At 44.6% G+C, this 25,440-nt stretch carries 24 protein-coding genes; 6 read left to right on the forward strand and 18 right to left on the reverse strand.

Features of this window, described 5'->3' with window-relative positions:
• Together AB4Z17_RS12420 and lepB are read right to left on the reverse strand one after the other, a co-directional pair.
• Positions 1 to 1,472: sensor histidine kinase (locus tag AB4Z17_RS12420; protein WP_441960007.1), on the reverse strand; the 1,472-nt coding region annotated here is incomplete at its 3' end.
• A 173-nt stretch (positions 1,473 to 1,645) separates the two neighbouring features.
• Positions 1,646 to 2,188 carry a signal peptidase I gene (gene lepB, locus AB4Z17_RS12425; RefSeq protein WP_339209012.1) on the reverse strand — a complete coding sequence of 181 codons (543 nt, stop codon included), beginning with the start codon at positions 2,186 to 2,188 and terminating at the stop codon, positions 1,646 to 1,648.
• Between the two features lie 165 nt (positions 2,189 to 2,353).
• On the opposite strand from lepB, the gene AB4Z17_RS12430 reads away from it, so the two are divergent.
• Positions 2,354 to 3,565 carry an MFS transporter gene (locus AB4Z17_RS12430; RefSeq protein ID WP_441960009.1) on the forward strand — a complete coding sequence of 404 codons (1,212 nt, stop codon included), beginning with the start codon at positions 2,354 to 2,356 and terminating at the stop codon, positions 3,563 to 3,565.
• Positions 3,562 to 4,161: an HAD family hydrolase gene (locus AB4Z17_RS12435; RefSeq protein ID WP_441960010.1), complete on the forward strand. Its 600-nt coding sequence runs from the start codon at positions 3,562 to 3,564 to the stop codon at positions 4,159 to 4,161. Before AB4Z17_RS12430 ends, AB4Z17_RS12435 begins: the two co-directional genes overlap by 4 nt.
• On the opposite strand, the gene AB4Z17_RS12440 is transcribed toward AB4Z17_RS12435, so the two are convergent.
• A complete protein-coding gene (locus AB4Z17_RS12440) occupies positions 4,135 to 5,934 on the reverse strand; it encodes an ATP-binding cassette domain-containing protein (protein ID WP_441960012.1) in 1,800 nt (599 codons plus the stop codon). The genes AB4Z17_RS12435 and AB4Z17_RS12440 overlap by 27 nt on opposite strands.
• Complete coding sequence (locus tag AB4Z17_RS12445) at positions 5,924 to 6,775, reverse strand: ATP-binding cassette domain-containing protein (protein WP_441960014.1); 852 nt, start codon at positions 6,773 to 6,775, stop codon at positions 5,924 to 5,926. The genes AB4Z17_RS12440 and AB4Z17_RS12445 overlap by 11 nt, the downstream gene beginning before the upstream one ends.
• Before the next feature lie 122 nt (positions 6,776 to 6,897).
• Between AB4Z17_RS12445 and AB4Z17_RS12450 the strand changes: the two genes are divergently transcribed.
• Positions 6,898 to 7,512: a biotin transporter BioY gene (locus AB4Z17_RS12450; protein ID WP_441913141.1), complete on the forward strand. Its 615-nt coding sequence runs from the start codon at positions 6,898 to 6,900 to the stop codon at positions 7,510 to 7,512.
• A gap of 105 nt (positions 7,513 to 7,617) precedes the next feature.
• Here AB4Z17_RS12450 and AB4Z17_RS12455 read toward each other — a convergent pair whose 3' ends face one another.
• The 3 genes from AB4Z17_RS12455 to miaB form a co-directional block, all read right to left on the reverse strand.
• Positions 7,618 to 8,136, reverse strand: coding sequence for a hypothetical protein (locus AB4Z17_RS12455; protein WP_441960016.1), 519 nt, complete (start codon positions 8,134 to 8,136; stop codon positions 7,618 to 7,620).
• A 135-nt stretch (positions 8,137 to 8,271) separates the two neighbouring features.
• Positions 8,272 to 8,766: a RicAFT regulatory complex protein RicA family protein gene (locus tag AB4Z17_RS12460; protein ID WP_441913137.1), complete on the reverse strand. Its 495-nt coding sequence runs from the start codon at positions 8,764 to 8,766 to the stop codon at positions 8,272 to 8,274.
• Positions 8,767 to 8,789: 23 nt separating this feature from the next.
• Positions 8,790 to 10,382 (reverse strand): tRNA (N6-isopentenyl adenosine(37)-C2)-methylthiotransferase MiaB, encoded by a 1,593-nt coding sequence (miaB, locus tag AB4Z17_RS12465; protein WP_441960018.1) that lies wholly within the window; start codon positions 10,380 to 10,382, stop codon positions 8,790 to 8,792.
• Between the two features lie 308 nt (positions 10,383 to 10,690).
• Here miaB and AB4Z17_RS12470 point away from each other — a divergent pair, with 308 nt between their 5' ends.
• Complete coding sequence (locus AB4Z17_RS12470; protein ID WP_441913135.1) at positions 10,691 to 10,942, forward strand: CopG family transcriptional regulator; 252 nt, start codon at positions 10,691 to 10,693, stop codon at positions 10,940 to 10,942.
• Between the two features lie 15 nt (positions 10,943 to 10,957).
• Positions 10,958 to 12,088, forward strand: coding sequence for a DNA polymerase III subunit beta (gene dnaN, locus AB4Z17_RS12475; protein ID WP_441960019.1), 1,131 nt, complete (start codon positions 10,958 to 10,960; stop codon positions 12,086 to 12,088).
• A gap of 63 nt (positions 12,089 to 12,151) precedes the next feature.
• Here dnaN and AB4Z17_RS12480 read toward each other — a convergent pair whose 3' ends face one another.
• A complete protein-coding gene (locus tag AB4Z17_RS12480; RefSeq protein ID WP_441911369.1) occupies positions 12,152 to 12,760 on the reverse strand; it encodes a TetR/AcrR family transcriptional regulator in 609 nt (202 codons plus the stop codon).
• Positions 12,761 to 12,945: 185 nt separating this feature from the next.
• On the opposite strand from AB4Z17_RS12480, the gene AB4Z17_RS12485 reads away from it, so the two are divergent.
• Positions 12,946 to 14,439, forward strand: a complete 1,494-nt coding sequence (locus AB4Z17_RS12485) for a DHA2 family efflux MFS transporter permease subunit (protein WP_441960020.1) — start codon at positions 12,946 to 12,948, stop codon at positions 14,437 to 14,439.
• A gap of 69 nt (positions 14,440 to 14,508) precedes the next feature.
• Here the strand turns inward: AB4Z17_RS12485 and pduL are convergent, their stop codons facing one another.
• From pduL to AB4Z17_RS12535, 10 genes are all read right to left on the reverse strand, one after another.
• Positions 14,509 to 15,084, reverse strand: coding sequence for a phosphate propanoyltransferase (gene pduL, locus AB4Z17_RS12490; protein WP_372239009.1), 576 nt, complete (start codon positions 15,082 to 15,084; stop codon positions 14,509 to 14,511).
• A gap of 89 nt (positions 15,085 to 15,173) precedes the next feature.
• Entirely contained in the window at positions 15,174 to 16,040 is an 867-nt protein-coding gene (locus AB4Z17_RS12495; RefSeq protein ID WP_076269213.1) for a 2-oxoacid:ferredoxin oxidoreductase subunit beta, read from the reverse strand.
• A complete protein-coding gene (locus AB4Z17_RS12500) occupies positions 16,018 to 17,775 on the reverse strand; it encodes a 2-oxoacid:acceptor oxidoreductase subunit alpha (RefSeq protein WP_339208989.1) in 1,758 nt (585 codons plus the stop codon). Before AB4Z17_RS12500 ends, AB4Z17_RS12495 begins: the two co-directional genes overlap by 23 nt.
• Before the next feature lie 182 nt (positions 17,776 to 17,957).
• Positions 17,958 to 18,899, reverse strand: a complete 942-nt coding sequence (locus tag AB4Z17_RS12505; RefSeq protein WP_441960022.1) for a dipeptidase — start codon at positions 18,897 to 18,899, stop codon at positions 17,958 to 17,960.
• 112 nt (positions 18,900 to 19,011) lie between these two features.
• On the reverse strand, positions 19,012 to 19,272 hold the full coding sequence (locus tag AB4Z17_RS12510) for a stage V sporulation protein S (protein WP_006036664.1): 261 nt from the start codon (positions 19,270 to 19,272) through the stop codon (positions 19,012 to 19,014).
• A 137-nt stretch (positions 19,273 to 19,409) separates the two neighbouring features.
• Positions 19,410 to 20,204 carry a TIGR00282 family metallophosphoesterase gene (locus AB4Z17_RS12515; protein WP_339208984.1) on the reverse strand — a complete coding sequence of 265 codons (795 nt, stop codon included), beginning with the start codon at positions 20,202 to 20,204 and terminating at the stop codon, positions 19,410 to 19,412.
• Positions 20,205 to 20,290: 86 nt separating this feature from the next.
• Positions 20,291 to 21,835 (reverse strand): ribonuclease Y, encoded by a 1,545-nt coding sequence (rny, locus tag AB4Z17_RS12520; RefSeq protein ID WP_076269209.1) that lies wholly within the window; start codon positions 21,833 to 21,835, stop codon positions 20,291 to 20,293.
• Between the two features lie 181 nt (positions 21,836 to 22,016).
• Positions 22,017 to 22,721 (reverse strand): regulatory protein RecX, encoded by a 705-nt coding sequence (locus AB4Z17_RS12525; RefSeq protein ID WP_441960023.1) that lies wholly within the window; start codon positions 22,719 to 22,721, stop codon positions 22,017 to 22,019.
• Between the two features lie 79 nt (positions 22,722 to 22,800).
• The gene (gene recA / locus AB4Z17_RS12530) at positions 22,801 to 23,850 is read right to left on the reverse strand and encodes a recombinase RecA (protein WP_054028920.1); all 1,050 of its coding nucleotides are present in this window, start codon (positions 23,848 to 23,850) and stop codon (positions 22,801 to 22,803) included.
• A gap of 258 nt (positions 23,851 to 24,108) precedes the next feature.
• A complete protein-coding gene (locus tag AB4Z17_RS12535) occupies positions 24,109 to 25,359 on the reverse strand; it encodes a competence/damage-inducible protein A (protein ID WP_441911362.1) in 1,251 nt (416 codons plus the stop codon).
• Between the last annotated feature and the right edge of the window lie 81 nt (positions 25,360 to 25,440).

The raw sequence follows: 25,440 nt of genomic DNA on the forward strand, positions 1-25,440 counted from the left end.
TTAGTATGCTCTTCATGACCACCCACCGTTTTGACGGATACTGACTTAGGCAATTTCAGACAGAACAACGCACCTCCATGCTCTGCATTTTCCGCCCAGACCGTTCCGCCGTGCCCTTCAATAATTTGTTTGACGATTGCAAGACCGAGACCACTTCCACCAGTCTCTAAATTGCGTGATTGCTCCGCGCGATAGAAACGATCGAAGATATAAGGCAAATCATCCTCCTCAATTCCGGGACCTGAATCCTCAATTTCAATCAKAGCGTGCTCCTCCAGTTCTGTAACTCGAACAACGATGTTATGTTTCTCGAGACCAGAAGATTGTCCCATATACTTGACACAATTGTTCAGTATATTAGTTAAAACACGGCTTAGCTTGTCAGGATCGGCTGCGATCATCAGCGGATCAGAACCATGCTCGATATAATGCAATCCTACCCCTGATTTTTCCAGATCAAACCGCTGCTCATCCAAAAAATATTCCAAGTAGCGTTTAATGTCCATCACTTTAAAATCAAAGGCAACCGTTTGAAGATCAAGCTTCGAGAATAGGAACAGCTCATCAATTAATTGATCCATATCTGTAGCTTTACGATAGATTGTCTCCATGTAGCGCTTCCGCTTTTCATCCGTGTTCGCGATGCCGTCCATGATCCCTTCGACATATCCTTTAATCGCAGATATTGGCGTTTTCAAATCATGCGAGATATGAGACAGCAGCATTTTACGGTTTTCTTCATACTGAAGGCTTTGATCAATCGACTGCTTCAATCTTACCCTCATATCCTCAAACGCGATGCTAAGCTGTCCGATTTCACCTTTCGTCGTGGCCTCAACCTTGTGCGACAAATCGCCATCCTTAATTTGTAGAGCTGCGGCTTCTAGTTTCTTAATGGGACGAATGATGCTTCTTGATACAAAGTAAGTAAGCAGCAAGCTCGTTAATCCAATAAAAGCTAAACTGAAAGCTGTGCCGACCGGTCTCCAATAGATAGGAACCGTATCATTTCTCCGAAACAGAACAGCACGACCCTCTCCCCCATCAGGATAAATAAAATCGACGGTACTCGTTTCGAATCGAAATGAATTAAATGCAACCTTCGAAGGCGGCTCGTCCAATAATTGCTGCCAATCAGCATGAACAGCTGTCTGCTCCAAGAAAGGCGCTACAGAAGTAATCTTCCCATCCCTGGAAATAAGAAGTCCTGCCCACAGCTTGCCTAACCGCTCTTGAATTTCGGCTACGTATTCCTTCTTCTCGAGCTCACCGGAATCATTGCGAAGCACATAGGATAATTCGCCATACACCAAGGCTTGAAGATAAGGCTCTCTGTTCTCATTTTCATAATAATGACGAACATCCTCAACTCCGCGAGCATAAAAGATAAATATCATAAAAGCACTCATTAATATGATCGGTACAAAAATCATCGCCAAGTATGACATATACAGCTTTACTCGAATGGACAATCCTGTTCACGCCTCGCTGCTGCTTTTTTGTTAAGTGTGTTTCTGTCGTTGTTTCTATGGTTAATCATAACGGCTATTTCTAAACGAATTTGTAACCATTTCTTACAAAAGTATTACGTTTGATGATTTTGTTTATTTAATTAACGACGTTTTTATTTAATGCGATAAAATAATTATTCGCTTAGTGTACCGAACTTAGGCAGCGGCCATATCCGGAATACGGCTTTGCCTTCGATGCTGGATCTAGCAATTGGACCAAGTTCACGGCTATCCATACTATGCTCACGATTGTCACCCATAACAAACAGTTGTCCTTCTTTAACTGTAAAAGGCACTGAAACACTGCCAGCTACGGTCTGGCCCTTAACATATTGCTCTTCGATTTTTTCTCCATTCAAATATACTTCCCCGTTTTGGATATCAACCACGTCTCCAGGCAAGCCTACGACACGTTTAATTAAACGCAAATCGCTCTCTGGTCCGCTAATAATAACGATGTCGCCGTGACGAGGTTCATGAAGCCGGTAAGACCATTTGTCTTCGATTAATCGTTGTCCAGCGACCAGCGTATTTTGCATAGATACATTATGTACTTCCGATTGAGCATAGACATAGTTTTGGAACAGCAGCGCTACAACGACGGCAATACCAAGCGAGACGACCCATTCTCTTACTTCTTTCATCCAGCTTTTTGTTTTGCGTTTTTCTGTTTGCATGAACATTCTCCTCATCAGTTAGTGTTTTTTTCTTGTAAAAATAATAATAATTGTCTACCTAATACGTTCTTTGCTGTACAAAGTTTTCATTATAGCGCCCAAAATAGGAAGTGACAACCGAACCAGACTTGCGATAAAGTGAAAGCGAAGGGGGCTTCCACAACGATGAATCAAATCTCTGGAGCACAAAGATTGCTTTTTACTACTATAACCATTTTATATTGGACTTCCATGTATGTATATGTCCCTACGCTTTCACCTTACCTTAGTGATCGGGGATTGTCCTTGCCTTTTATCGGCATCGTGCTTGGAAGCTATGGTTTTGTTCAAATGTTCGTAAGATTTCCGCTCGGCATTTTGTCAGATCGTTTTGGAAAGCGCAAGCCTTTCATCCTATTAGGAATGTTAACCGCTGCGATAAGCTGCTTGCTGTTCCTCATCCCTGATTCATGGGTATGGCCGCTTGCTGGCAGATTGATGGCAGGCGTTTGCGCATCTACTTGGGTCGCGTTCACCGTGCTTTATGCCAGCTATTTTGGAGCCGGGCAGACAGGTCGTGCAATGGGCAATATTAGCGTGATGACGGTATCCGGACAAATGATCGGCATGCTCTTTAGCGGATGGTTAACGGATGGTTTTAGCTCAAGTGCTCCATTTATTGTAGGCGCTGTCATTGCTGTCCTTGGTCTAGTGCTCGCTTTCATGCTGAAAGAGCCTCGCTCGGAGCTGAAAGAACAGCCAGGAATGTCGTTTGCCATGATCAAAAATGTGGTAAAAACTAAAACATTGCTGCAGGTTTCTTTGTTGTCCATCCTTGCTCATGGCATTCTTTTTATAACGATGTTCGGATTTACACCTCTCAAAGCTCAAGAAATGGGTGCAGACGGTCTGAAGCTCACTTTGCTCGTATTTTCTTTTATGCTCCCCCATGCTTTTGCCTCACTCGTTACAGCGAGGTGGTTTACGCCTAAATTCGGCTATTGGGGTACGATTGGCGCTGGCTTTATATTGAGTACCATTTGCACAGGAGCAATGGTGTTTGCGGATTCTTTTGGTGTACTTGTCGCAACGCAAGCGATTAATGGTTTTGCGCAAGGCTTACATATGCCGCTTCTGCTGGGACTGGCGATTCGAGATGTCGAGCTTCCTGGCCGTGCAACAGCAATGGGCTTATATCAAGCGCTATATGCCATTGGAATGTTCTCTGGACCATTCCTTGCTGGCTGGCTCAATGAAAGCTGGGGCTTGAACGGAGGTTTCCTATTTGGCTCGCTGCTTGGAGCTGTCGCATTTGCACTTGTAATCAAGTGGGCGATGTCAGATCGCAAAGCTAAGTTTGCCGCACTCACGAATCATGCAGAGGAGGTAAGCGGATGATTAAGCCGCAGCTCGTGCTCGATATTGGAGGCGTGCTGGCGACAAACCTGTCGCCGCTCTTCTGGCAGCTGCTGGCTGCGGAAGCGATCGTTTCTGAAGAACAACTTTACTCCGAATATAAGCAGCAAATTAGCGAGCGGCTATGGACAGGCCAAATAACAGAGAAACAATTTTGGCGCTGGATTGCTGAATATACGCCAAACTTAACTAGTGCGCAAACCAGAAGTTTTATCGATAGATGCCTACTGCCGCTCCCTGCCCTTGCAGAAATCGGCAATTGGAATGCTGTTGCTGATATTCATGTGTTAAGCAATCATTTACCTGCATGGGTTGAACCCATCATCACACCTATCAAGCCTTATTTGAAAAGTATTACGATCTCAAGTGAAACAGCACTCCAAAAACCTCATCCAGCTATTTTTGACAAAGTAAATGAACAGCTGCCGCCTGACAGCTTTGTTTTATTTGTTGATGATCATCCTAAAAACACAAAGCAAGCAGCGCTGCACGGATGGCATACGCTGCTTGCCGATGAAGATGGACGTTGGATTTCGCAGGTTCTCCCTCTTTTAAAACAATACAGCAATAAGAAATAGCAATAAGCCTGCTGCTGCTGCAATACTCATTAGACGAGCATCTGCTCGCCTAAAGCGAAGCCGAAAGCTATAAGTCGGCTTTCGCTTCGCATAACCAAAGCCGCGTGCTTCAAGCGCATCCGCCATTTGCTCCGCAAGACGCAATATTGAACGTACGTAGGGAATAAGAATCGGTAGAAGCCTTTTCATCGGTACCGTCTTAAGAGGCGTAACCGCCTTTCCTCTCGCATGAGCCAGCTTCGCAAATCGCTCCCACTCTCCTGTTAGTAAAGGAATAAACCGAAAAATAAGTGTGACGATGATTGCAAAGGAATGAATGGGCACCTTCAGCCTCTCTAGGATACCAAAGGTTTGCTCAAGCGAGCGCTGAAGCCGTAAAGGCGTCATCAGCTTTAGCATAGGCAGGCCTAAAAGCATAATCAACAAAAGCTTGCCTAATCGGCTAACTATTGGCCAAACCTTGTCCAAATCAAAGGAAAGCGGACGAATGCCAATTCCTGCTATTACGCAAAAAATAATAATCATAATGGCATACGCACGAATGACTCGTCTCCAAGGCCAAATGAGTGTACGAAACGGAATTAAAAGCAATATCGTTGAAACAGCTGCGACCGTTAGCTCCAATGCTGTTTTTTGCGCAAAAATGCTCGCAGATAGAAATAAATAAACGAGAACAAGCGCACGAGGATCAAAATAATCTGAACGAAGCAAAACCGATGGTTTGGCGGCTCCTAATTGAGAAACCCTTGTTATCGATTTTTCAGTGAGCTTACCTTTGGGTTCTTCTTTTGGTTCTTCTTTTGGTTCTTCTTTTGAAAACGTGTTTGGCTTGATGTGCCCCGTATCTAAGCTGCATACTATACCATTTGCTACAACAACGGCTGCTGCTTCTGATTTCTGGCCGTCTCGACTCGCGAGTGCAATGGAAATCGCCGCAGCAAGCTCTTGCGGCGCCGGCCAAGGCGCCCCATCCGCGTCTGCGCGCTGGATGAACTGCTCCAGCGGCATAGCCGCTTCCTCGCGCAGCGCGTCCAGCGCGCGAAGCGCCTGCGGCGCAGAGGCGGCATGCGCGATCGCCGCCGCCTTAGCCGCTGCGCGGACCGTGCCGCCGTCAACAACGGCGACCGCGTCCGCCAGCGGCAGCAGCGCGTCGAGGTCGTGCGTTGCCACGACCGCTCCGCGCCCCGCCGCCCTGTGCGCTTCCAGCACCGCGCACAAGCGGCGAATACCGCCGGCGTCTAACCCCGCCGTCGGCTCATCCAGCAGCAGCCAATCCGGCTCACACGCCAATAAGCAGGCGAGTGACAGCCGTCGCTGCTGACCGCCGCTGAGCGTCCATGGATCACGCTCCAACAGCTCCACTGGAAGCCCTACTCTCGCAAGAGCTTCCGCGATTCTCTCCTCGATTATGGATGAATCGAGCTTATAGGGCTTAAGAGAATAAACCATTTCTTCTCGTACAGATGACGCAAACCACTGTGACTCCGCATTTTGCATCGATATGCCAAGCTTAAGCACCACTTCTGGATTTAGACGGCTGCGGCGGCCATTCTCCATCCATAGCTGATCGGTGCCAAGCTCAATATTTCCGCTTTGAATCGATCGTATGCCCGCCAATGTCTCAAGCAGCGTTGACTTCCCAGCACCATTTCGCCCGATTAAAAGTGTGATTTCACCTGCTTTAAAGGACGTATGTACTTCTTTTAGAAGCTGTTTTTCTTTGTCATTCTCCGCGTGCACGCTAATGCCGTTTAACTGCCAGTCAGCGCCCATATTGCTTCACCGCCTCTGCCAGCATAGTTGCTGTGAACGGAAAAGGCGAAAGCTTCACACCATGCTCCTCTAACTCCCATGCCACCTGAGCACAATAAGGAGGCTCCAAACCAAGCTGCTCACAAAAACTATCCCTAGCTCCCGCAGCCGATCTAGCAAACCAGGCTTCTACCCCGCCATCGTACATAATCGTACCGTCATTCATCGCAACGATTCGATCTCCCGCCTGCAGCTCCTCCAGCTTCTGCGTAATCCAAATGACCGTAATTCCGGCTTGCTGCAAACTTCTTGTTTGCTCCAGCACAGAGATTGCTGCTTCTGGGTCCAGCATCGCTGTTACTTCATCAAGCACAAGCATGGGCGCTTTTAATGCCAAACATCCCGCAATCGCAACCAGCTGCTTCTGCCCTCCGGATAAGGTTTCAATCGGTTGATGCATTCTCTCACCCATGCCTACTCTTTGCAGCGCGTGCTCGGCTTCAGATCGAATACTAGCCGCTTCCTGCTCATTCTGCTCCAGCATGACAATAATATCCTCGAGCGGCGTTGCTCCGATCATCGCTGCCTCAGGCTGCTGCATAACAATTGGAATCGGCTTCCCCTTTGCAGCAGTATGAATGTTCCTTAAGACTTGACCGCTGACGCCTGCTACCCGAAAACCAGCAGCTACTTTCGCAACTGTGCTTTTCCCGCTTCCATTGCAGCCAAGCAGAGTAATCCATTCTCCCTCTTTTATAACAAGCGAAATATCTTTTATTATTGGTTTCCGTTTTTGTCCTTCACCTATTGCCGGAGGCGTAACGGTAACCTGCTTCAATTGTACCTGATTGCTCTGATTCAAAAAATTTCACCCAACCTCTTCCCGAAAACGATAGGCTATGCTACAATTCGATTTGTTAACCTGTTTTAAATATAAAAGGTTAACAATAAAATCGCAAGTACATAAAGGAGACTAACATCATTATGCAAACCAGCAACATTCGTTCACTCGTCTTTATTTCTTTGTTCGCAGCTTTGTTTATCGTCATGAGCTCTTTGACAATTAAGTTCGGCGGCTCATTTGTCCCGATTACGCTTCAAACCTTGGCTGTTGGATTAGCCGGTCTCTTTCTGACGCCGCGCAACGCTTTCCTCAGCATATTTATCGTCATTTTGCTTGCTGCTATCGGCCTGCCCCTATTTAGTGGGCAAGGCGGTATCCCTCATCTAACAGGACCTACTGGCGGCTTTATATTCGCCTTCCCCTTCTGTTCGCTATTGGTTAGCCTAGCGATTGGCGGATTTCTACGCAGTAAAATGTCAAAGGGAAATAAAGCCTTAGCTTTTATTGTTTTTTTCATCATTTTCGAGCTATTCAGCTCCATCACCTCATACATTCCAGGCATTCCATGGCTTATGAATTCTCTGGACCTTTCGTTCCAGAAAGCGATGACGGTCGGATTCTATCCGTTCATTATCGGTGATGCACTAAAATCATTGGCAGGTGCTATTTTAGCAACCTCTTTAACACCTTACATTGTCCACATTCGCTCGTCAACCGTAAGAAATAGCGAAGAGAAAACAACTTTTAATGTTTAAAACCGCTGTTCTATGAAAGCAAAAAACCGCTTTATCCGATTAGAAATCTTGAATCGGAATATAGCGGTTTTTGTTTTAGACATCTACTTCGAAATGCCTCGTGAGTTATTTTCCTAAAGTTCTTAAAATGTTCCCGCGATATTCAGTATCCTTTTCTTTCAATTCAAAAACCTTATTCTGTACCGATATATTCATATATATTTCGCAATACAAATCAAGCTCATTATTATCATCGAAAAAGACCTTAAACTTAATATCTTCATTTGCAATATTTCTAGGGTCACCCTCTAGTGCAAAACATGTAAATGAGATTTCATCATCACACTTYAGCTCTCCCTCATAGCCATAAAGCTCCAACAAAGCCTTAATGAACGCATCTGATTCTTTACCAATTGATTTAAGAGTTATTCCCTCAAAATAAAATGCCTCTTGATTGATTTCTCCCTGATTCCATCCAGGAATCATATCCTTGTTTATTAGCACTTCAAAGCCAACAATTTCATTTCCATATTGACCATGAACAAGAAAATAATTTTGATGATTTATCACATGACTTTCAATGATATCGAATTCTAAATCTTGAAAATCTTCTTCAGTGTTTTGGTTTATTTGTCTATATTTCATATGACTTAATCCCTTCCGCCAGTTATATTAATTTGAAAAAAAGTTACATTTCATATGTAAAAATGAAAGCCGCATGTCTGCATCCCAAAAAAGGAGCTGCAAAACATACGGCTTATAACTCTGGTCTAGCTTATTTTAGTCGCTGCACTCTTCAGGAGCTGGCTCTGACGCATCCTCAACGTTGATTTTCTCTGACACTGTATCACGGATGATCGAAATAACGAGCTGAAGCAAATAATTGATGTCGCTTTGACTTTGTTGGAACTCGGATACGATAGGAATGCCATCAAGCTCGTCCTGCAGCTCTTCCATTTCGCCTTCGATCTTTTTAACCATGTCTGCATTTTTGAAAGTGGTCTCGAAAGCAACAACTTCCTTTTGTTTTTTCTTAATTTTTGTAATCAACTGCTGCACGCGCTCATTGCCGTTAATTTGCAGCTCTGCACGGCGGTAGTGCTGTACTTCCTCTGAAGTAAAGATGAGATTTGCTAATTCTTTAGCTTTTTTCGAAATATCCTCTCGAACGATGAGATCGCGAGTATGGAAACTCGGAATTCCACAGCCTTCGCCATGCTCATGATCATGGTCACATTGCTCTGCTTGATTTTCTGCTGTATGCTGCTCTGCCATTTGTCATCTCTCCTGTTTTACCGTTAGCTAACGGCTTCTTGTGCATCCTGTTCTATACTTTCGGCTTTGATATACCAAGTTTGCGCCTCGGTAACCTTAGCCATAATAAACTGGCCAACCCATTCCTTTGGACCTTCCAAATGCACTAATTTATTCGTACGCGTCCGTCCGGAAAGGACATTAGCGTTGTTTTTGCTTTCGCCTTCAATGAGAACCTCGACAATTTCGCCGCGAAGCTGCTCATTTTTTTCTCTCGCATTTGCAGCAAGCTGCGCATTGAGACGCTGTAAACGAGCTTTTTTCACCTCTAGCGGAACGTTATCTTCCATACTAGCGGCAGGTGTACCCTCACGCGGAGAGTAAAGGAAAGTATAAGCCGAATCAAAGCCAACTTCTTTCACCAGCGTCATCGTATCCTCAAACTGCTCGTCTGTTTCACCAGGGAAACCGACGATTATATCTGAAGTGAGCATCGCACCCGGTATTGCCTTTTTAATTTTAGCAACCAGCTCTAGATACATCTCGCGAGAATACTTGCGGCTCATTCGTTTCAATATTTCGGTGCTGCCGGACTGTACAGGCAAATGAATATGCTCAACCAAATTGCCGCCGGTTCCAAGCACCTCAATCAAATGATCGTCAAAATCACGCGGATGGCTCGTCATAAAGCGAATACGCGGAATGTCAATTTTGGACATATCATGCATCAGATCGCCAAAGCGATAGTTGATGTCCTCAAAGTCCTTGCCGTAAGCATTAACATTTTGCCCAAGCAATGTAATTTCTTTAAATCCACGTCTAGCTAAGTCGCGCACTTCAGCGATAACATCTTCTGGACGTCTGCTGCGCTCTTTCCCGCGTGTATAGGGCACGATGCAATACGTACAAAACTTATCGCATCCGTACATAATATTAACCCAAGCACGCATTCCTTCGCGTTTCTTAGGCATATTTTCGATAATATCGCCTTCCTTGGACCATACCTCAACGACCAGCTCTTTACTGAAATAAGCATTTTGCAGCAAGTACGGAAGTCTATGAATGTTATGCGTACCAAAGATCATATCTACAAAAGAATGCTTTTGCAAAATACGTCCTACAACCGATTCTTCCTGTGACATACAGCCGCAAACACCTAACAGCAAATCCGGCTTCTCCGTCTTCAGCGCTTTCAAATKGCCAAGCTCGCCAAACACTTTATCTTCAGCATTCTCACGAATGGCACATGTATTAAGTAAGATCACATCCGCAAGATTTCGATCCTCTGTAGCTGTATATCCCATATCTTCGAACATGCCCTTCATGACTTCGGTGTCATGCTCGTTCATTTGGCAGCCATACGTTTGAATTAAATAAAACTTGCCTATACCCATCGATCGAAGCTCAGCAGGAATCGCAAAGTCATAATGCACCTCGATATCCTCTTTGCCCCGCTTCTTCTCATCCTTGTGATTGGGAGCAGAGTTGATTTGTATATTCCGACCTTTAATTCGAACGGTAGTCATGCCATCTTCTTCTCGTAAAATCTTTGCATCCGAAAAATCGAAATACTTGGAGTAGTCCTTAACACCCGTGCCAGATTTTAAGTCTGGTGTGCTTTTGGTCTCCTTCGTCATGGGGATTCACTTCCTTTATCTGCAATTTCCATAATCAATTATATTTATTCATTTGAACATATCAATTAGAAATTATATCATAACGCCCCCGCCTAATCCATCGCAAGCAAATCAAAAAAAAGCTTATAGAAATGGTTTCTTTCTTTTACTATCATTTTTATTGCTATGTATAGTCAAATGGCAGTTATTCAATTGGTCATTGATTAATGTTTTATAACCCACATTGCAATGTCATAATTTACATGCTAAAGTTAATATATAGATCATTGATTAGAGTTACTTTATTCAAACGAAAAAGGAGTAGTTTTATGCCAGGAAAAAAAATCAAAATTGCTGTGCCCGATGAAGAAGGACAGGTTTCCATCATGTTTTCCCGTGGAGGACCTCGTGCTGGAGCCGGAAGAAAGGGATTTGGGGAGACTAAAAAAATTTCTTTAACGCTCACCAATGAGGTCTGGAGCGAGCTCGAAAATCAGTGCAAAACATCTGGTCTCTCCCGATCTGAAGTAATTCGCGGAATAATAGAGTCATCATTAAATACACACGACAAATTATTGTAAAGACGGGTGACAATCATGCTTGTTGAAGTGAGACAGCAATCGTTGCATATTGGACTTCAGCATATTGCTGCTGGTTTGGCATTAAGAGCAGTTTCCCCTATTCTTTCAGGCATTAAAATTCAAGCCGGAGTCCATGGTCTTTCTCTCACAGCCTGCAATGCATCTATGGCTCTTCAATATATTATCCCTTGTCATTGTGACCAGCTTAAAATTGATAAAGAAGGAAGTACAGTTATCCCCGCTCGTCTTTTGCTCGATATTGTCCGCAGTTTTTCAACTGAAAGCAAAGTAAAGCTCGCAGAGTTAAAACATAATTTTATACATATTGAATCAGATCATTCTATATACAGTCTGGCTACAATGGATGTTTCACAATTTCCAGATATGCGCAGCTTGGAGAATAAAGCTAAATTTCAAATCGATAATATAGCGTTTAAAAAGATTGTGAAGCAAGTTTCGTTTGCAGCTTCCACATCTGAAGCGAAACCGATATTGACAGGCATTTCTTGTCAAACCATTAATGGAAAGCTGAGGCTTTCTGCTACCGATGGCGTTCGGCTTGCTACAAGCACCTCAAATCTAAGTGAGAACAGCTCAGATTCAGTTCCGTTTGTTATTCCAGCAAAACATTTGTCCGATTATTCCAAAATGTTGTCAGATGGATCTAGCAAAACACAAATTACGATTTCAGACCAGGTCATTTCCTTCAACACATTAAATTTCAGTATGCAATCGCTGCTTATTCAAGGAACATTTCCTGTAGTTGAAAGATTGGTGCCACAAACCTTTTCAACAGAAATAACGATGAACACCGCTCCTTTTCTTCGGGCCGTCCAACGCGTCAGCTTGCTCGTTAGTGATACACATGCCATCGGGATGCGTATTTCATCTTGTGAAGTCGAATTATTTGCAGCAGCAGCTGAGATAGGTGATGTCTCGGAAAAGTTCGCCATTAACCATATTTTTGGTGAGCCGCTTGTTGTYTTTTTCAATGGAAAATATATGAGAGATATTTTGCAAGCGATTGACAGCACACAAGTGTTGTTGCGATTTACAGGAAAAAATAAACCGATATTAGTCAGGCCGACCAACAACGAAGATACACTATACATTATTTCTCCAGTGCTGACTGCGCATCAGCTATAATTTCAAGACAAATAAAAGAGAGGACAGCATATACGCTATCCTCTCTATTACATGACTAATCAATTAACGAAATAAAGGATCAATAAATGTCTTGCAAAACCGGTCCTGTATTTCTTCACAAGTGTAACCCATCACGTACCGCAATTGCCTAAACGTATGCGGGGATTGAATGGATATAAAGGAATGAGCAGCATAACAAGGATCAATAGGCTTAATTTGCTCTTTCTCCATTGCTTCCTCAAACAAGCTGCGCAGGACAGTATGCAAATAAAGATAAGGCGGCGATTGAAAAAAATCACCTTTAGGATGTTCAAGTTCAATTTTATTAAAAGATTGCATCACGCCAAGCCATTTCGATTCCTTATCGATAAACGCTATAATTTTGCGCATAACTCCGCTCAATCGCTCATGTACGGACAGCATAGCCCCTTCTGTCAAATACGCGTCGATCTCATTGATGAAAATTTCAAAATTCTCTTTCATCATATCCATACACAAATCACCTTTGTTTGAATACCTCCGGTACAAGGTGCCTTGTCCAATACCGACTGATTTGGCGATTTGATGCATACTGACCGATTCTACCCCATGCTCCGTAAACAAGTGATTAGCCGTACGCAAAATCGCTTTGCTGAGCGCTTGTTTCGTTCTGCTGTTTTCTGGTGCAGTCATCGTTCCTATCTCCTTTTTCCGCGTTTACAAATCTTACGATTGACAATTGCCCCATTCGTCTTTATTATTCAGTAATGCGGACAATTGTCCGCTCATAGAAGCGGTCACCTTTTATTGTAGCCTGCTGGTACACAGAGGTCAACAATAGTTGGATAGACCCTCATATTTGGATAGGAGGAAATAAAATGGCTTCAGCTTCAAAAAAAGCAGCACCTGCTGGTGAACCGATGTCCATGCGCAATATTATTGCACCGCTGATTGCCATTATCGTCGGTATGTTCATGGTTATTTTGGACGGCACCGCAATGAATGTCGCTATGCCAGGTTTAATGGCCGACTTCAAAAGCTCGATGTCACTTGTGCAGTGGACCATTACGGGTTATGCACTAGCACAGGCTGCTGTTATTCCGCTTGCGGGATGGATGTCAGATCGTTTTGGCGCCAAACAAGTCTTTTTGTTCTCAATCATTATGTTTACGATTGGTTCCGGCCTTTGTGCATTAGCAACAACCGCTGAACAGCTTATCGTATTCCGTATCATTCAAGGTCTTGGCGGCGGTATGGTTGCTCCAATCGCAATGGCCTTTACCTTTAGACTCAGCCCTCCTGGCAAACAAGGAGCAGTTATGGGTATGATCGGTATTCCAATGCTGTTAGCTCCCGCTCTTGGCCCTGTAGTAGCAGGCTGGCTCGTTGATTATGTATCTTGGCATTGGATATTTATAATCAATCTTCCGATAGGTGTCATTGCCGTTATCGTAGGGCTTCGCACCTTGCCAAAAATTGATCGCAAACATGTTCCTTCCCTAGACTTTTTAGGTATGATTTTTGCCCCACTTGCTTTTGCCAGTCTTGCTTATGGCGTAAGCTCTGCTGGCGGCGGTGAAGGCGGCGCAGGCAGCGGCTGGACCTCGCCTGAAGCTTTGATCGGTATGATAGTAGGCGGTATTTCGCTTATCCTCTTCATCATCATAGAACTGAAGCGCAAGGAACCTTTGCTTGAGCTTCGCGTCTTTAAATCAAGCAATTTCACACGCGGCATTATTTTGCAGTGGATTGTTCAAATCGCATTATTCGGAACATTATTCTTAATTCCGATTTTCTTGCAAATCGCCAAAGGTTACTCCGCATTTGATACTGGACTTATTTTGCTTCCACAAGCTTTAGCAGCAGGTATTTTCATGCCGATCGGCGGCAAGCTGTTTGACCGCTTCGGAGCTCGTCCAATCGTCATTGCCGGTTTATCCATTGTAACGATTGCAGGCTTCATCCTTAGCCAGCTTTCAGCGGACACGACTCTTCTCACTCTTATGATTCCGATTGCTCTTCTCGGTGCAGGTATGGGCTTGTCGATGATGCCGCTTAACACACATATTATGCAATCCGCTCCTAAGGAGCTCGTTAGCCGGGTAACCTCGCTGACCGCAGCTGCGCAGCAGGTTATGACTTCCTTTGCAATCGCCGGCTTGTCGACGATTCTCGCTAGCAGAGTAGAGCATTACAGTGCAACTAACCCAGGACCAAATGTAGTGTACTCCTCTTACGGGGATACGTTCTTCATCTTGGCATCCATTTCAATCGTTGGCGCCCTCACAGCCTTCCTGCTTCGCAGACCGAAGCAAGAGGATGGCACCAATGCTGAGAATAAACCTGAAGTATCCATGATGATGGGACATTAATTCCATTATTCCAAACAAAAAAACAGCTTCCTCATCGTCTCTGACGACAGGGAAGCTGTTTTTTATTGACTAATCTATGATTTCAGCCATATCTCCGTTTTTCACGCCTGCTGCATTTGCTTCATCTGTATCGATATGCATATCAAGTGCGAATTGATCAGATACACGTGCAACAACATTTTCGAATACGACACCGCGCTCGCCAGCGAAACGAACCCGCAGCGACTGCTTGTCCGCAATACCAAACCGCTCAGCATCGCTTGTGTGGAAATGAATATGACGAGCCGCTACAATGACGCCCTCTTCGATTGTAACCTCTCCAGCAGGTCCTTGAAGCTTAATGCCTGCAGAGCCTTTTGTATTACCGGATTCCCGAACTGGCGGGTTAACGCCTAACGCAAATGCGTCCGTACGAGATACCTCGAGCTGCGTCTCTTTCCGTGCAGGTCCGAGAATTCTTACTTTTCCAAATGTTCCTTTTGGACCAACAACCGCTACTGTTTCATTCGCAGCGTATTGTCCTGGCTGAGACAATGGTTTCATTTCAGTTAACGCATAACCTGCGCCAAACAATATTTCAACATGCTCCTGTGATAAATGGATATGTCTAGCCGATACTCCGATTGGTACTCCTCTATGTATCATGTTGTCACTCTCCTGATTTAATTTTGTTGTTTTCCACAGAGTTGAAAGAAAAAGCATACGGCCTTTTGGCCGCATGCTTATCATACCACTTATTTAAATTCGGCAACAAGCTTATCGAATTCTTCTGGGGTGATTTTGATATTTTGCTTAGCTAGAGCCTCGGGCTTGAAGCCTGTAATCAAATCTTCATAGGCTTTTCGCGTTTTATTCTGATAGATAAGTCCTGTGAGCATGCCATTTGTTTCCATAATCTTGTTCATCGCCTGCACGCGGTTTGTTGGATCGTAATCAGGGAATTGCTCCAAGTTCACGATATTTTCCTTGAACCAGTCGTACGTATTAATTTTGTTGAAGGTAACACATGGGCTGAATACGTTAATCAAGGAGAAACCTTCGTGGTTGATTCCCTCTTCGATTAATTTCGTCAGCTGCTTCAAATCACTCGAGAACGATTGAGCAATAAATGTTGCACCCGCTGACAACGCAATCTCAAGCGGTGACAGCGTTGACTCAATCGAGCCTTCCGGCGTCGATTTTGTTTTGAAGCCTTCTGCGCTGCGCGGTGAAGTTTGACCTTTGGTTAAGCCATAAATTTGGTTATCCATTACGATATAAGTCACATTCAGGTTGCGACGGATCGCGTGAACCGTGTGCCCCATACCAATAGCGAAGCCGTCTCCGTCTCCGCCTGAAGCGATTACTGTAAGCTCGCGATTAGCAAGCTTTACACCTTGTGCGATAGGCAGAACGCGGCCGTGAATGCCATGGAAGCCATATGCGTTAATGTAGCCAGAGATCCGGCCTGAACATCCAATACCTGATATAACCGCTAGGTTCTCAGGTTCTAATCCTACGTTAGCTGCTGCACGTTGAATCGCCGCTTGAATAGAAAAGTCTCCGCAGCCCGGGCACCAGTTAGGTTTTACATTATTTCTAAACTCTTTGAACGTTGCCATCTAAACTCAACTCCTTACATGCTTTGTGAACGTCGGAAGGTAAAAATGGGTTACCGTCGTATTTAAGCAAGCTATCGATTTTTTCTGCAAAACCAGCATGCATTTTAATTTGTCCTGCCAGCTGTCCGGTTGCATTATTTTCGATGACAATTACTTTTTTCGCATTTTGCAAGTAAGGAAGCAGAGGTTTAGTTGGGAACGGATGAATTTGACGAATCGTGATATGGTTCGTTTTCACGCCATCTAGAGTTAGCAAGCTTCTAGCTTCATCAATCGTGCCGCCAGTAGAACCCATACCGATAATAAGCAAATCAGGCGTTTCATGAGGCGCGTCAACACGAATAGCTTCACGAATGTACATATCATTCAGCTTATTCAAACGCTTATCCATCATGTGCTGACGGTTCATTGCATTCTCCGATGGACGTCCAGTTTCATCATGCTCTACGCCGGTCACATGATGCAGACCGCCCTTCTCGCCAGGCAATACACGAGGGGAAATGCCATCTTCTGTTAGCTCATAGCGTTTAAACAAGTCGTGGCCTTCAAGGGCAGGCACATTCTCGACTAGTTTGCCGCGTTTGATTTCAATTTTGCTGTAATCAAGCTGATCACAGGATTGTTTGCCGAGCGACAGCTGCAAATCGGTCATCAGAATAACCGGTACTTGATATTCTTCAGCCAAATTGAACGATTCAATCGTATCGTAGAAGCAGTCTTCAATCGATGCAGGAGCAATGACGATTTTTGGAATCTCTCCATGTGTGCCATAAACCATTGCGTTCAAGTCCGATTGCTCTTGCTTCGTAGGTAGACCCGTTGAAGGACCGCCACGCTGCGTATTAACGATGACCAGCGGTGTTTCTGTCATGCCTGCAAGACCAATAGCCTCCATCATTAGCGACAGTCCAGGACCCGCAGAAGCGGTCATTGTGCGAACGCCAGCATAATTTGCACCAATCGCCATCGTTACCGCTGCAATTTCATCCTCCGTTTGCACGACTGTTCCGCCGAATTTCGGAAGCTTTTTAATCAAATATTCCATAATCTCGGAAGCTGGTGTGATCGGGTAAGCCGCCATCAAACGGCAACCAGCTGCCAAAGAACCTAGACCGATTGCTTCATTGCCGATCATGAACAGCTTCTGCTGCCCGTCCGCCTCATCTAGCTTAAATTCGTCAAGCGGTCCGCCCGCTTGCTCCAGCACAAACTCAGCGCCGCTTTTTACCGCTTCGATATTTTTCTCTACAACAGCTGCGCCTTTGCGTCCAAACTCTTCTTCAACCGCTTTATTGAATACTTCAAGCGGAAGACCAAGAAGCGCCCAAGAAGCGCCGGAGGCAACCATGTTTTTCATTAATGAAGTGCCTAGCTCCTCAGCCATCTTCGTAATCGGAACAGCAAACAGTCTAGCATCTATGCCTTCAGGTATCGTTGGGTTAAACTTTGCATCTGCAACGATAACGCCGCCTAGACGCAATTCCTTTGCATTCAAATCAATGCTTTCTTGGTCAAAAGCAACCAAAATATCCAAATCATCCGAAATAGCACGAATCGGCTTCGTGCTTATACGAATTTTGTTATTCGTATGTCCGCCTTTGATCCGCGAGGAGAAATGACGATATCCATATAAATAATAGCCTAAGCGGTTTAGCGCCGTGGAAAATATCCGGTCTGTACTTTCGACGCCTTCACCTTGTTGTCCCCCGATCTTCCAAGACAATTGACTAATCAAAATGCCCAACTCCTCTTTGTCTAAAACGTGCAATATTCTATTTCATCAAGTAATTATATAGTATAATTCATAACAGTCACAACAAGTTTAAAGCGCATATCTATAAAAATCAAGATGTAAACGCTTAATATAAGCATAGTTTGTTTCGATCAATCCCATACCGCAAATAGATCGAATTCCTTTTAGTTAAAAGGGAGATTTTCCCGAAGAAAACGAAGTGCATTGCCGGACATAAACTGTTCTGTTTGCTGCTCAGAATATCGTTTAAGAAGTGCCTCTTGAAGATTAACGAGTTCTCCAGGATGCGTTAATTGTTTCATATAACTATCAATTCCGTCAAAATCAGAGCCGAGCATAATATGCGATGCTCCGCCCAGCTCACAAATATGCTCAATATGACGCAATAAATCATCGATGACAACGACTTCCGCGCTGGATACAAACCAAGGCACAAAAGTAACCCCTACTACTCCATGCATCTCAATTATTTTTTCAATTTGGGCATCCCTCAAATTTCGCGGATGATCACAAATTGCTCTTGCATTTGAATGAGAGGCTAGGATCGGTCTCTTGGAAAGCTCAGCAACATCCCAGAACGCACGTTCAGATAAATGTGATACATCTATTAGTATATCCAAATTATTGCATTCTTCTACTAGCAATTTCCCTTTTGCGGTCAAGCCCCCGCCACGCTGCTCCATCGCTCCGTCCGCAGCCCAATTCGCATGATTCCATGTCATTCCAGCTGCACGTATGCCTAATTGATGCATGATGCGAAGCAGCGACATTTGTCCTTGAAGACCATCAACACCTTCAAGCGACAGTAATGCTCCGATTTTTCCATCCTTAATACAAGAATCCAAGTCATGGGTTGTCCTTACCCACACCATGTCCTCGCAGCTTAATACCATCTGGTGGAAACGATCTATACTCTCCAAAATCGGCTCTAGTCGACCATTCATTGATTGTGGAATATAGATAGCAAAAGTTTGCAAGATCGTTCCTGCAGCCTTTAAACGCTCGTATGTAACATCTAATTTGCCGGGCTTATTGCCTTGAAAATTTAAATTTTCATCAATCAACAGTTTGCATAGCACATCGCAATGGAAATCTACCACTTTCATAGACGCACCTCACCGTTTATAATTTGCAGCAAAAAAACCTGTCTACGACGTAAACAGGCGAACGATTGTTTTTTAATCCAATTGGCTTACATCTTAACGCCGCTTGGACTTGCTACCGAGGTTCAACAATCAATTTGATTGCTGTTCGATCCTCCCCATCAATAACAATGTCAGTAAAAGCCGGTATGCAAATTAAATCCACCCCGCTGGGAGCGACAAATCCACGAGCAATCGCAACTGCTTTGATCGCTTGATTTAACGCACCAGCACCAATGGCTTGCAGCTCCGCACCACCACGTTCACGAAGAACGCCAGCTAGCGCACCTGCAACGGAATTTGGATTGGACTTTGCTGAAACTTTTAATACATCCATAAAAAGAACCTCCCCTTGGACTGTTGGATGGATTCCACTTTTAAATAGTATTCGAGGGAGTTTAAAAAATTCCTGCTTTTATTCCGCATATTAACAAACTGTTCTGAATTGTCAGAACTTTCGATAGAATCATAGCATTACATCAGAAGCCATTCATCTTCCGTAAGACGAATCTTCTCAATTTTCCGGGCCTGCCCTGTCGCATCATCGATTTGAACAGAGATCGCATGCAAATGCCACTTGCCTTCATCCACTACAAAGCGAACCGGCAACTGCGTAATAAATTTATGCAATACAGCGTTTCGCTCCATGCCAAGCACACCTTCTTTAGGGCCAACCATGCCAACATCTGTTATGTAAGCCGTGCCCCCAGGAAGGATCGTATCATCATTCGTTTGTACATGCGTATGCGTGCCAAGCACGATAGAAGCTCTGCCATCGAGATGCCATCCCATCGCGATTTTCTCCGAGGTTGCTTCCGCATGAAAATCAACAAGAATATTGTTCGTTTGCTCTTTTGCCTCTTCGATCAATTCGTCTGCTTTGCGGAATGGACAATCGATTGGCGGTAAAAAGGTGCGGCCTTGCAAGTTAATAATAGCAAGCTGCTTGCCGCCAGCCTTAATAAAAGCCATGCCTTGTCCAGGAGCGCCTTCTGCATAATTTGCTGGGCGAACCAAGCGCGGCTCGTCGTCGATCCATTCAAAAATATCTTTATTATCCCACGTATGGTTGCCCATCGTTATGCCATGGATTCCCCATTCGAAAAATTCTTTAGCAATGGTTGCTGTAATCCCACGACCAGCAGCGGCATTCTCGCCATTCGCAATAATAATATGAGGGTTATATTTACTTTTAAGTGCTGGCAGTACTCGCTTTAACGCGCTTCTTCCTACATTGCCTACGATATCGCCGATAAATAATACGTTCATTCATTACACTTCCTTTTTTGTACGCCTGCAAACAGAAAAGTGGCTAACTAGCAGCCACTTTTCTGAAAAGCTTATATTTTTTTTGCTTACTTTGCATATTCAACCGCGCGTGTCTCACGAATAACCGTAACTTTAATATGTCCCGGATAATCAAGTTCGCTCTCGATTTTCTTCGTAATATCACGAGCGAGTCGGAATGCTTCTGTATCATCGATTTTCTCTGGCTGCACCATGACGCGCACTTCGCGGCCAGCTTGGATCGCGTATGATTTTTCAACGCCTTCAAACGATTCGGAAATGTCTTCAAGCTTCTCCAGACGTTTGATATACGTTTCAAGGGTTTCACGACGAGCTCCAGGGCGTGCAGCGGACAATGCATCTGCTGCTCCTACGAGCATCGCGATAACGGAAGTGGCTTCCGTATCACCGTGATGGGAGGCAATACTGTTAATTACGACAGGATGCTCCTTGTATTTCTTAGCGAGCTCAACGCCGATCTCAACGTGTGATCCTTCAACTTCGTGGTCAAGCGCTTTACCGATATCATGCAGCAAGCCTGCACGCCTTGCGAGCGTAACATCTTGACCAAGCTCTGCTGCCATCAATCCAGTCAAGTAAGCGACCTCCATTGAGTGCTTCAGCACGTTTTGACCATAACTTGTCCGATATTTCAATCGACCTAAAATCTTGATTAAATCCGGATGCAAGCTATGAACGCCAACCTCGAAAGTAGCTTGCTCACCGTATTCACGGATACGCTCATCCACTTCTTTACGAGATTTTTCAACCATTTCTTCAATGCGGGCAGGATGGATACGACCGTCAGCCACAAGCTTTTCCAAAGAAGTGCGGGCAATTTCGCGTCTTATCGGGTCGAAACCAGATAAAATGACCGCTTCCGGTGTATCGTCGATAATAAGATCGATACCAGTCAATGTTTCCAAAGCACGGATATTACGGCCTTCACGCCCAATAATACGGCCTTTCATTTCTTCATTAGGCAAGGTTACGACGGAAACCGTCGTCTCAGCCACATGATCTGCCGCACAGCGCTGAATAGCTAGTGATATAATATCACGGGCTTTCTTATCGGCCTCTTCTTTCGCTTGCTGCTCGATCTCTTTAATCATCTGTGCTGTCTCATGTCGTACTTCCTGTTCAACATTGGATAAAATGATCGATTTCGCATCTTCCGTTGTCAGACTCGATATACGTTCCAATTCACTTAACTGTTGCTTGTAAATGGAGTCGATCTGCTCTTGCGTTTCTTCGATCCGTTTTTCTTTGTTGGCTACAGTTTCTTCTTTGCGTTCTAGCGCTTCTAACTTTTTATCCAGCGACTCCTCTTTTTGGAGCAAACGTCTTTCCTGACGTTGAGCCTCGTTGCGACGTTCACGAATGTCTCTCTCGGCTTCGGAACGAAGTTTGTGGACTTCATCTTTTGCCTCTAGCACAGTTTCTTTCTTCTGAGCTTCCGCTTCTTTTTTCGCATTTTCTACGATTACAATAGCAGCTTGCTCAGCACTTGAAATTTTGGCCTCGGCAATCGACTTTCGAATAAAATAACCAATCCCAAAGAATATTGCGCCAACAAAGAGACAGATCAAGATCCAAATGATCTCATTAGGCATCTTGTTCACCTCCTTGTTGCATACACCAAGGCACTGCTTGGGATGATATTAGGTTTTCAACCGGCTTCAAACCGTTTAAACATTTACTAATTTGACGAAAATAATCGTATTGAATCAACTTTTGGAAGGAAAATTGATTCAATAATGAAGGAATACAACCTCATTTTATCTTTTCGTAAAATCAATTGTCAAGCAAAAGCCCATCATCTTCCTCGAATGAGTCTTCTTCCCCATCCAGATCGATCGACTTTATCACGTCTTTCACGATATCTCCCGGAAAGCCGCTGCGCATTAAATACCCCATAAGCTTACGTTTTTTCTCAAATGGTTCGCCTTTTAAAGATCGCCATTTCTTCTCCGCAGCCTTCTTAGCAGATGCTAATTCCACTTTCTGGTCCAGTGAACCGATTGCTTCTGCTGCGGCTTCTTTCGACACGCCTCGCTGCTGCAGCTCTTGCTGAATGAACCGTCGACCCTTTAAGCGATTCTTAAGTCGGCTGGTCGCAAATTGGCGTGCATATTGTTCATCATCCACAATATGCTCTCTTTCTAAACGGTCAAGGGCATACTGAATATTGTCAGCTTCAAAAAACTTGCGATTCAAATATTGCTCAATCTGCTTTCTCGTTCGCGGTCTTGCACCCAAATATGCGATAGCCATTATATATCCCCGATAACGCTCATCTTCCATTCGTATTTCATCGGCTTGAGCTTCGGTTACAATTTGTCCCTTGGTCAATCGATAACGAATCAATATATCTTCATGCACGGACAGAATAGCTTTCTCTGACTCGGCAAAAAGATGGTATAACTTCCGTTCTTTTTTGTCTTGCTTAACGGATAATATCATCCATTCTTCTTCGGTTCTTGAATGGCTTTGGGTCATACGGTACATCCTCTCTAAACACAGCTTCGCCGTCCCTAACAGGACGGCGAAGCATCAACACGTATAATTGCCGGACAATTTATTCTAGATCTTCGAACTCTTCATCGTCTTCATCAGGTTTGAAATTAGCCTGAGTTGCAGCTGCAGACAAGTTGCTCGCATCGCGAATTTGCTTTTCAATAACTTCGGCAACATCCTTGTGATCTTTCAAATATTGCTTCGCATTCTCACGACCTTGGCCCAGACGCTCGCCATTGTAAGAGAACCATGCTCCGCTCTTCTGAACGATATCCATCTCAACACCGATATCAACAAGCGTACCTTCTCTGGAAATACCTTCGCCGTACATGATGTCCACCTCAGCTTGCTTAAACGGTGGAGCAACCTTGTTCTTAACAACCTTAATACGAGTACGGTTACCTATCATGTCATTGCCTTGCTTCAGCGTCTCAATACGACGTACGTCAAGACGTACGCTTGAGTAGAATTTCAATGCGCGTCCGCCTGGTGTTGTCTCGGGGTTACCGAACATAACGCCGACTTTCTCACGCAATTGGTTAATAAAGATCGCAATTGTTTTCGATTTGCTAATTGCTCCCGATAGCTTTCTCAAAGCCTGAGACATCAGACGAGCTTGAAGACCTACGTGAGAATCACCCATGTCGCCTTCGATTTCAGCTTTCGGTACAAGTGCCGCAACAGAGTCAATAACGATAATATCTACCGCGCCGCTTCTTACAAGAGCTTCGGCAATTTCCAAAGCTTGTTCGCCTGTATCAGGCTGCGAAAGCAATAGCTCATCAATATTTACACCAAGCTTGCTTGCATAAAGCGGGTCAAGCGCGTGCTCGGCATCGATAAAGGCAGCTTGTCCGCCAATTTTTTGAACCTCAGCAATCGCGTGAAGCGCGACTGTCGTTTTACCAGAAGATTCCGGCCCATATATTTCGATAACCCGTCCACGCGGTAATCCGCCTATTCCCAAAGCAATATCTAGAGCAAGCGAACCGCTAGGCACGGTCTCAACTTGCATGTGTGTGGATTCTCCCAATTTCATGATGGAGCCTTTACCAAATTGTTTCTCAATTTGACGCAAAGCCATTTCTAGTGCAGCGCGACGATCCGACAAGAAACTCACATCCTTCTTTATTTATAATTTTATGATACCTTTTTTCCGGCAGGTTGACAAGCATTTTTTCGAACATACATTCGCCTTTTCGCTTCGCCCCCTTAAATGGACATAAAAAAACCGCAGCAAAGGTAATCTTCGCTACGGTTCTTCCGATAACTAAGCTTTATTATAACGGTCAAACCGTCAATTGACAAACATTATTTATGGCAATTATCCATTTACCAAACATGCATCTGCCATTCCTAATCAGCAAAATTACCGTGCTTGCAGCGCAAGCCACAAACGATACAAAGCAGACTTTACTGCTCGCATTCTGATCATGCCTCTGCCGCCGCTCAAATTCAGCGTATGAACAGCGGTCGGTTTGCCGCGCTCGGCAATTCCTACATAGACAAGACCCACTGGCTTGCCTTCTGATTGCGCTGGTCCAGCAACTCCTGTCAAAGAAACGCCAAAATCAGCATCGGAGAGTTCTCGAACCCGCTCTGCCATCAAAGCAGCAGTCGAATCGCTAATCGCTCCAGGAGCCCCTTCGCCTTCAAGTTGAGTCATCGGAATGCTGAGCAAATGATGCTTCATTATATTGGTGTAGGTGACAACCCCTCCTACGTACTCTCCACTGCTTCCAGGAACGTTTGTAATTAGCTCGGCAAGCAAACCCCCACTAATGCTTTCCGCGCTCGCCAGCTTGCGTCTTGAGGCTCTCAGCAGGTGTATAACCTCCTCCTCCAGAGGGATATCCTGCTCTGCATACAAATACTCGCCTACCCGATCCTTAATCTGCTGCACACTTTTATCGATTTTCAGATCAGCCTCAATGGAAGAGCTCGCTTTGGTCGATACGCGTATCGAAACCTCGCCTTCCTTTGCATATGGCGCGATCGTAGGATCAAGCTGCCCATCAATCAGATCCAGAAGCTTAGCTTCGAGGTTGGATTCACCTATCCCCGCAAACTTTAAAATGCGAGAATAAAGCGGATTGGCCTCTCCCAACATCGAACGCAGCCACCGTTCACCGGCGCCTTCCATCATCGGCTTCATTTCACGCGGCGGTCCCGGCAGCAGCAAATAAAGTGTTCCATCAACAGACAAACCGTTGCCAACTGCTAAGCCTGTTGTATTTTCCAACGGAACCCCGCCATCGATCATCAAAGCCTGACGACGATTGCTCTCCACCATATGAATGCCGCGCGAGCTGAACATCTGCTCAATTGCTGACATAGACGGCTCATGAATACTCAGCTCACGGTTCAAATAATCAGCTAATACATCTTTTGTAAGATCATCTTGTGTTGGTCCGAGTCCGCCAGTRAAAACAAGCAAATCCGCTCGGCTTCTGCCGATCTCAATGGCTTGCCTCAGGCGAGCAGAATTATCCCCAACTACAGTCTGAAAATAGACGTCTACACCCAACTCTGCAAGCTTCTGCGATAAGTATTGGGCATTCGTATTAACAATTTGCCCGAGCAGCAGCTCTGTCCCGACTGCAATAATTTCTGCTTTCATGATTCAAGTTCTCCTTCATATTCAAATGTATGAGTAAATACAGGCAAATACAGGCATATAAGCAAAAGCATCTCCCCTTTT

The organism is Paenibacillus sp. TAF43_2, from assembly GCF_052113545.1.
GTDB lineage: Bacteria > Bacillota > Bacilli > Paenibacillales > Paenibacillaceae > Pristimantibacillus.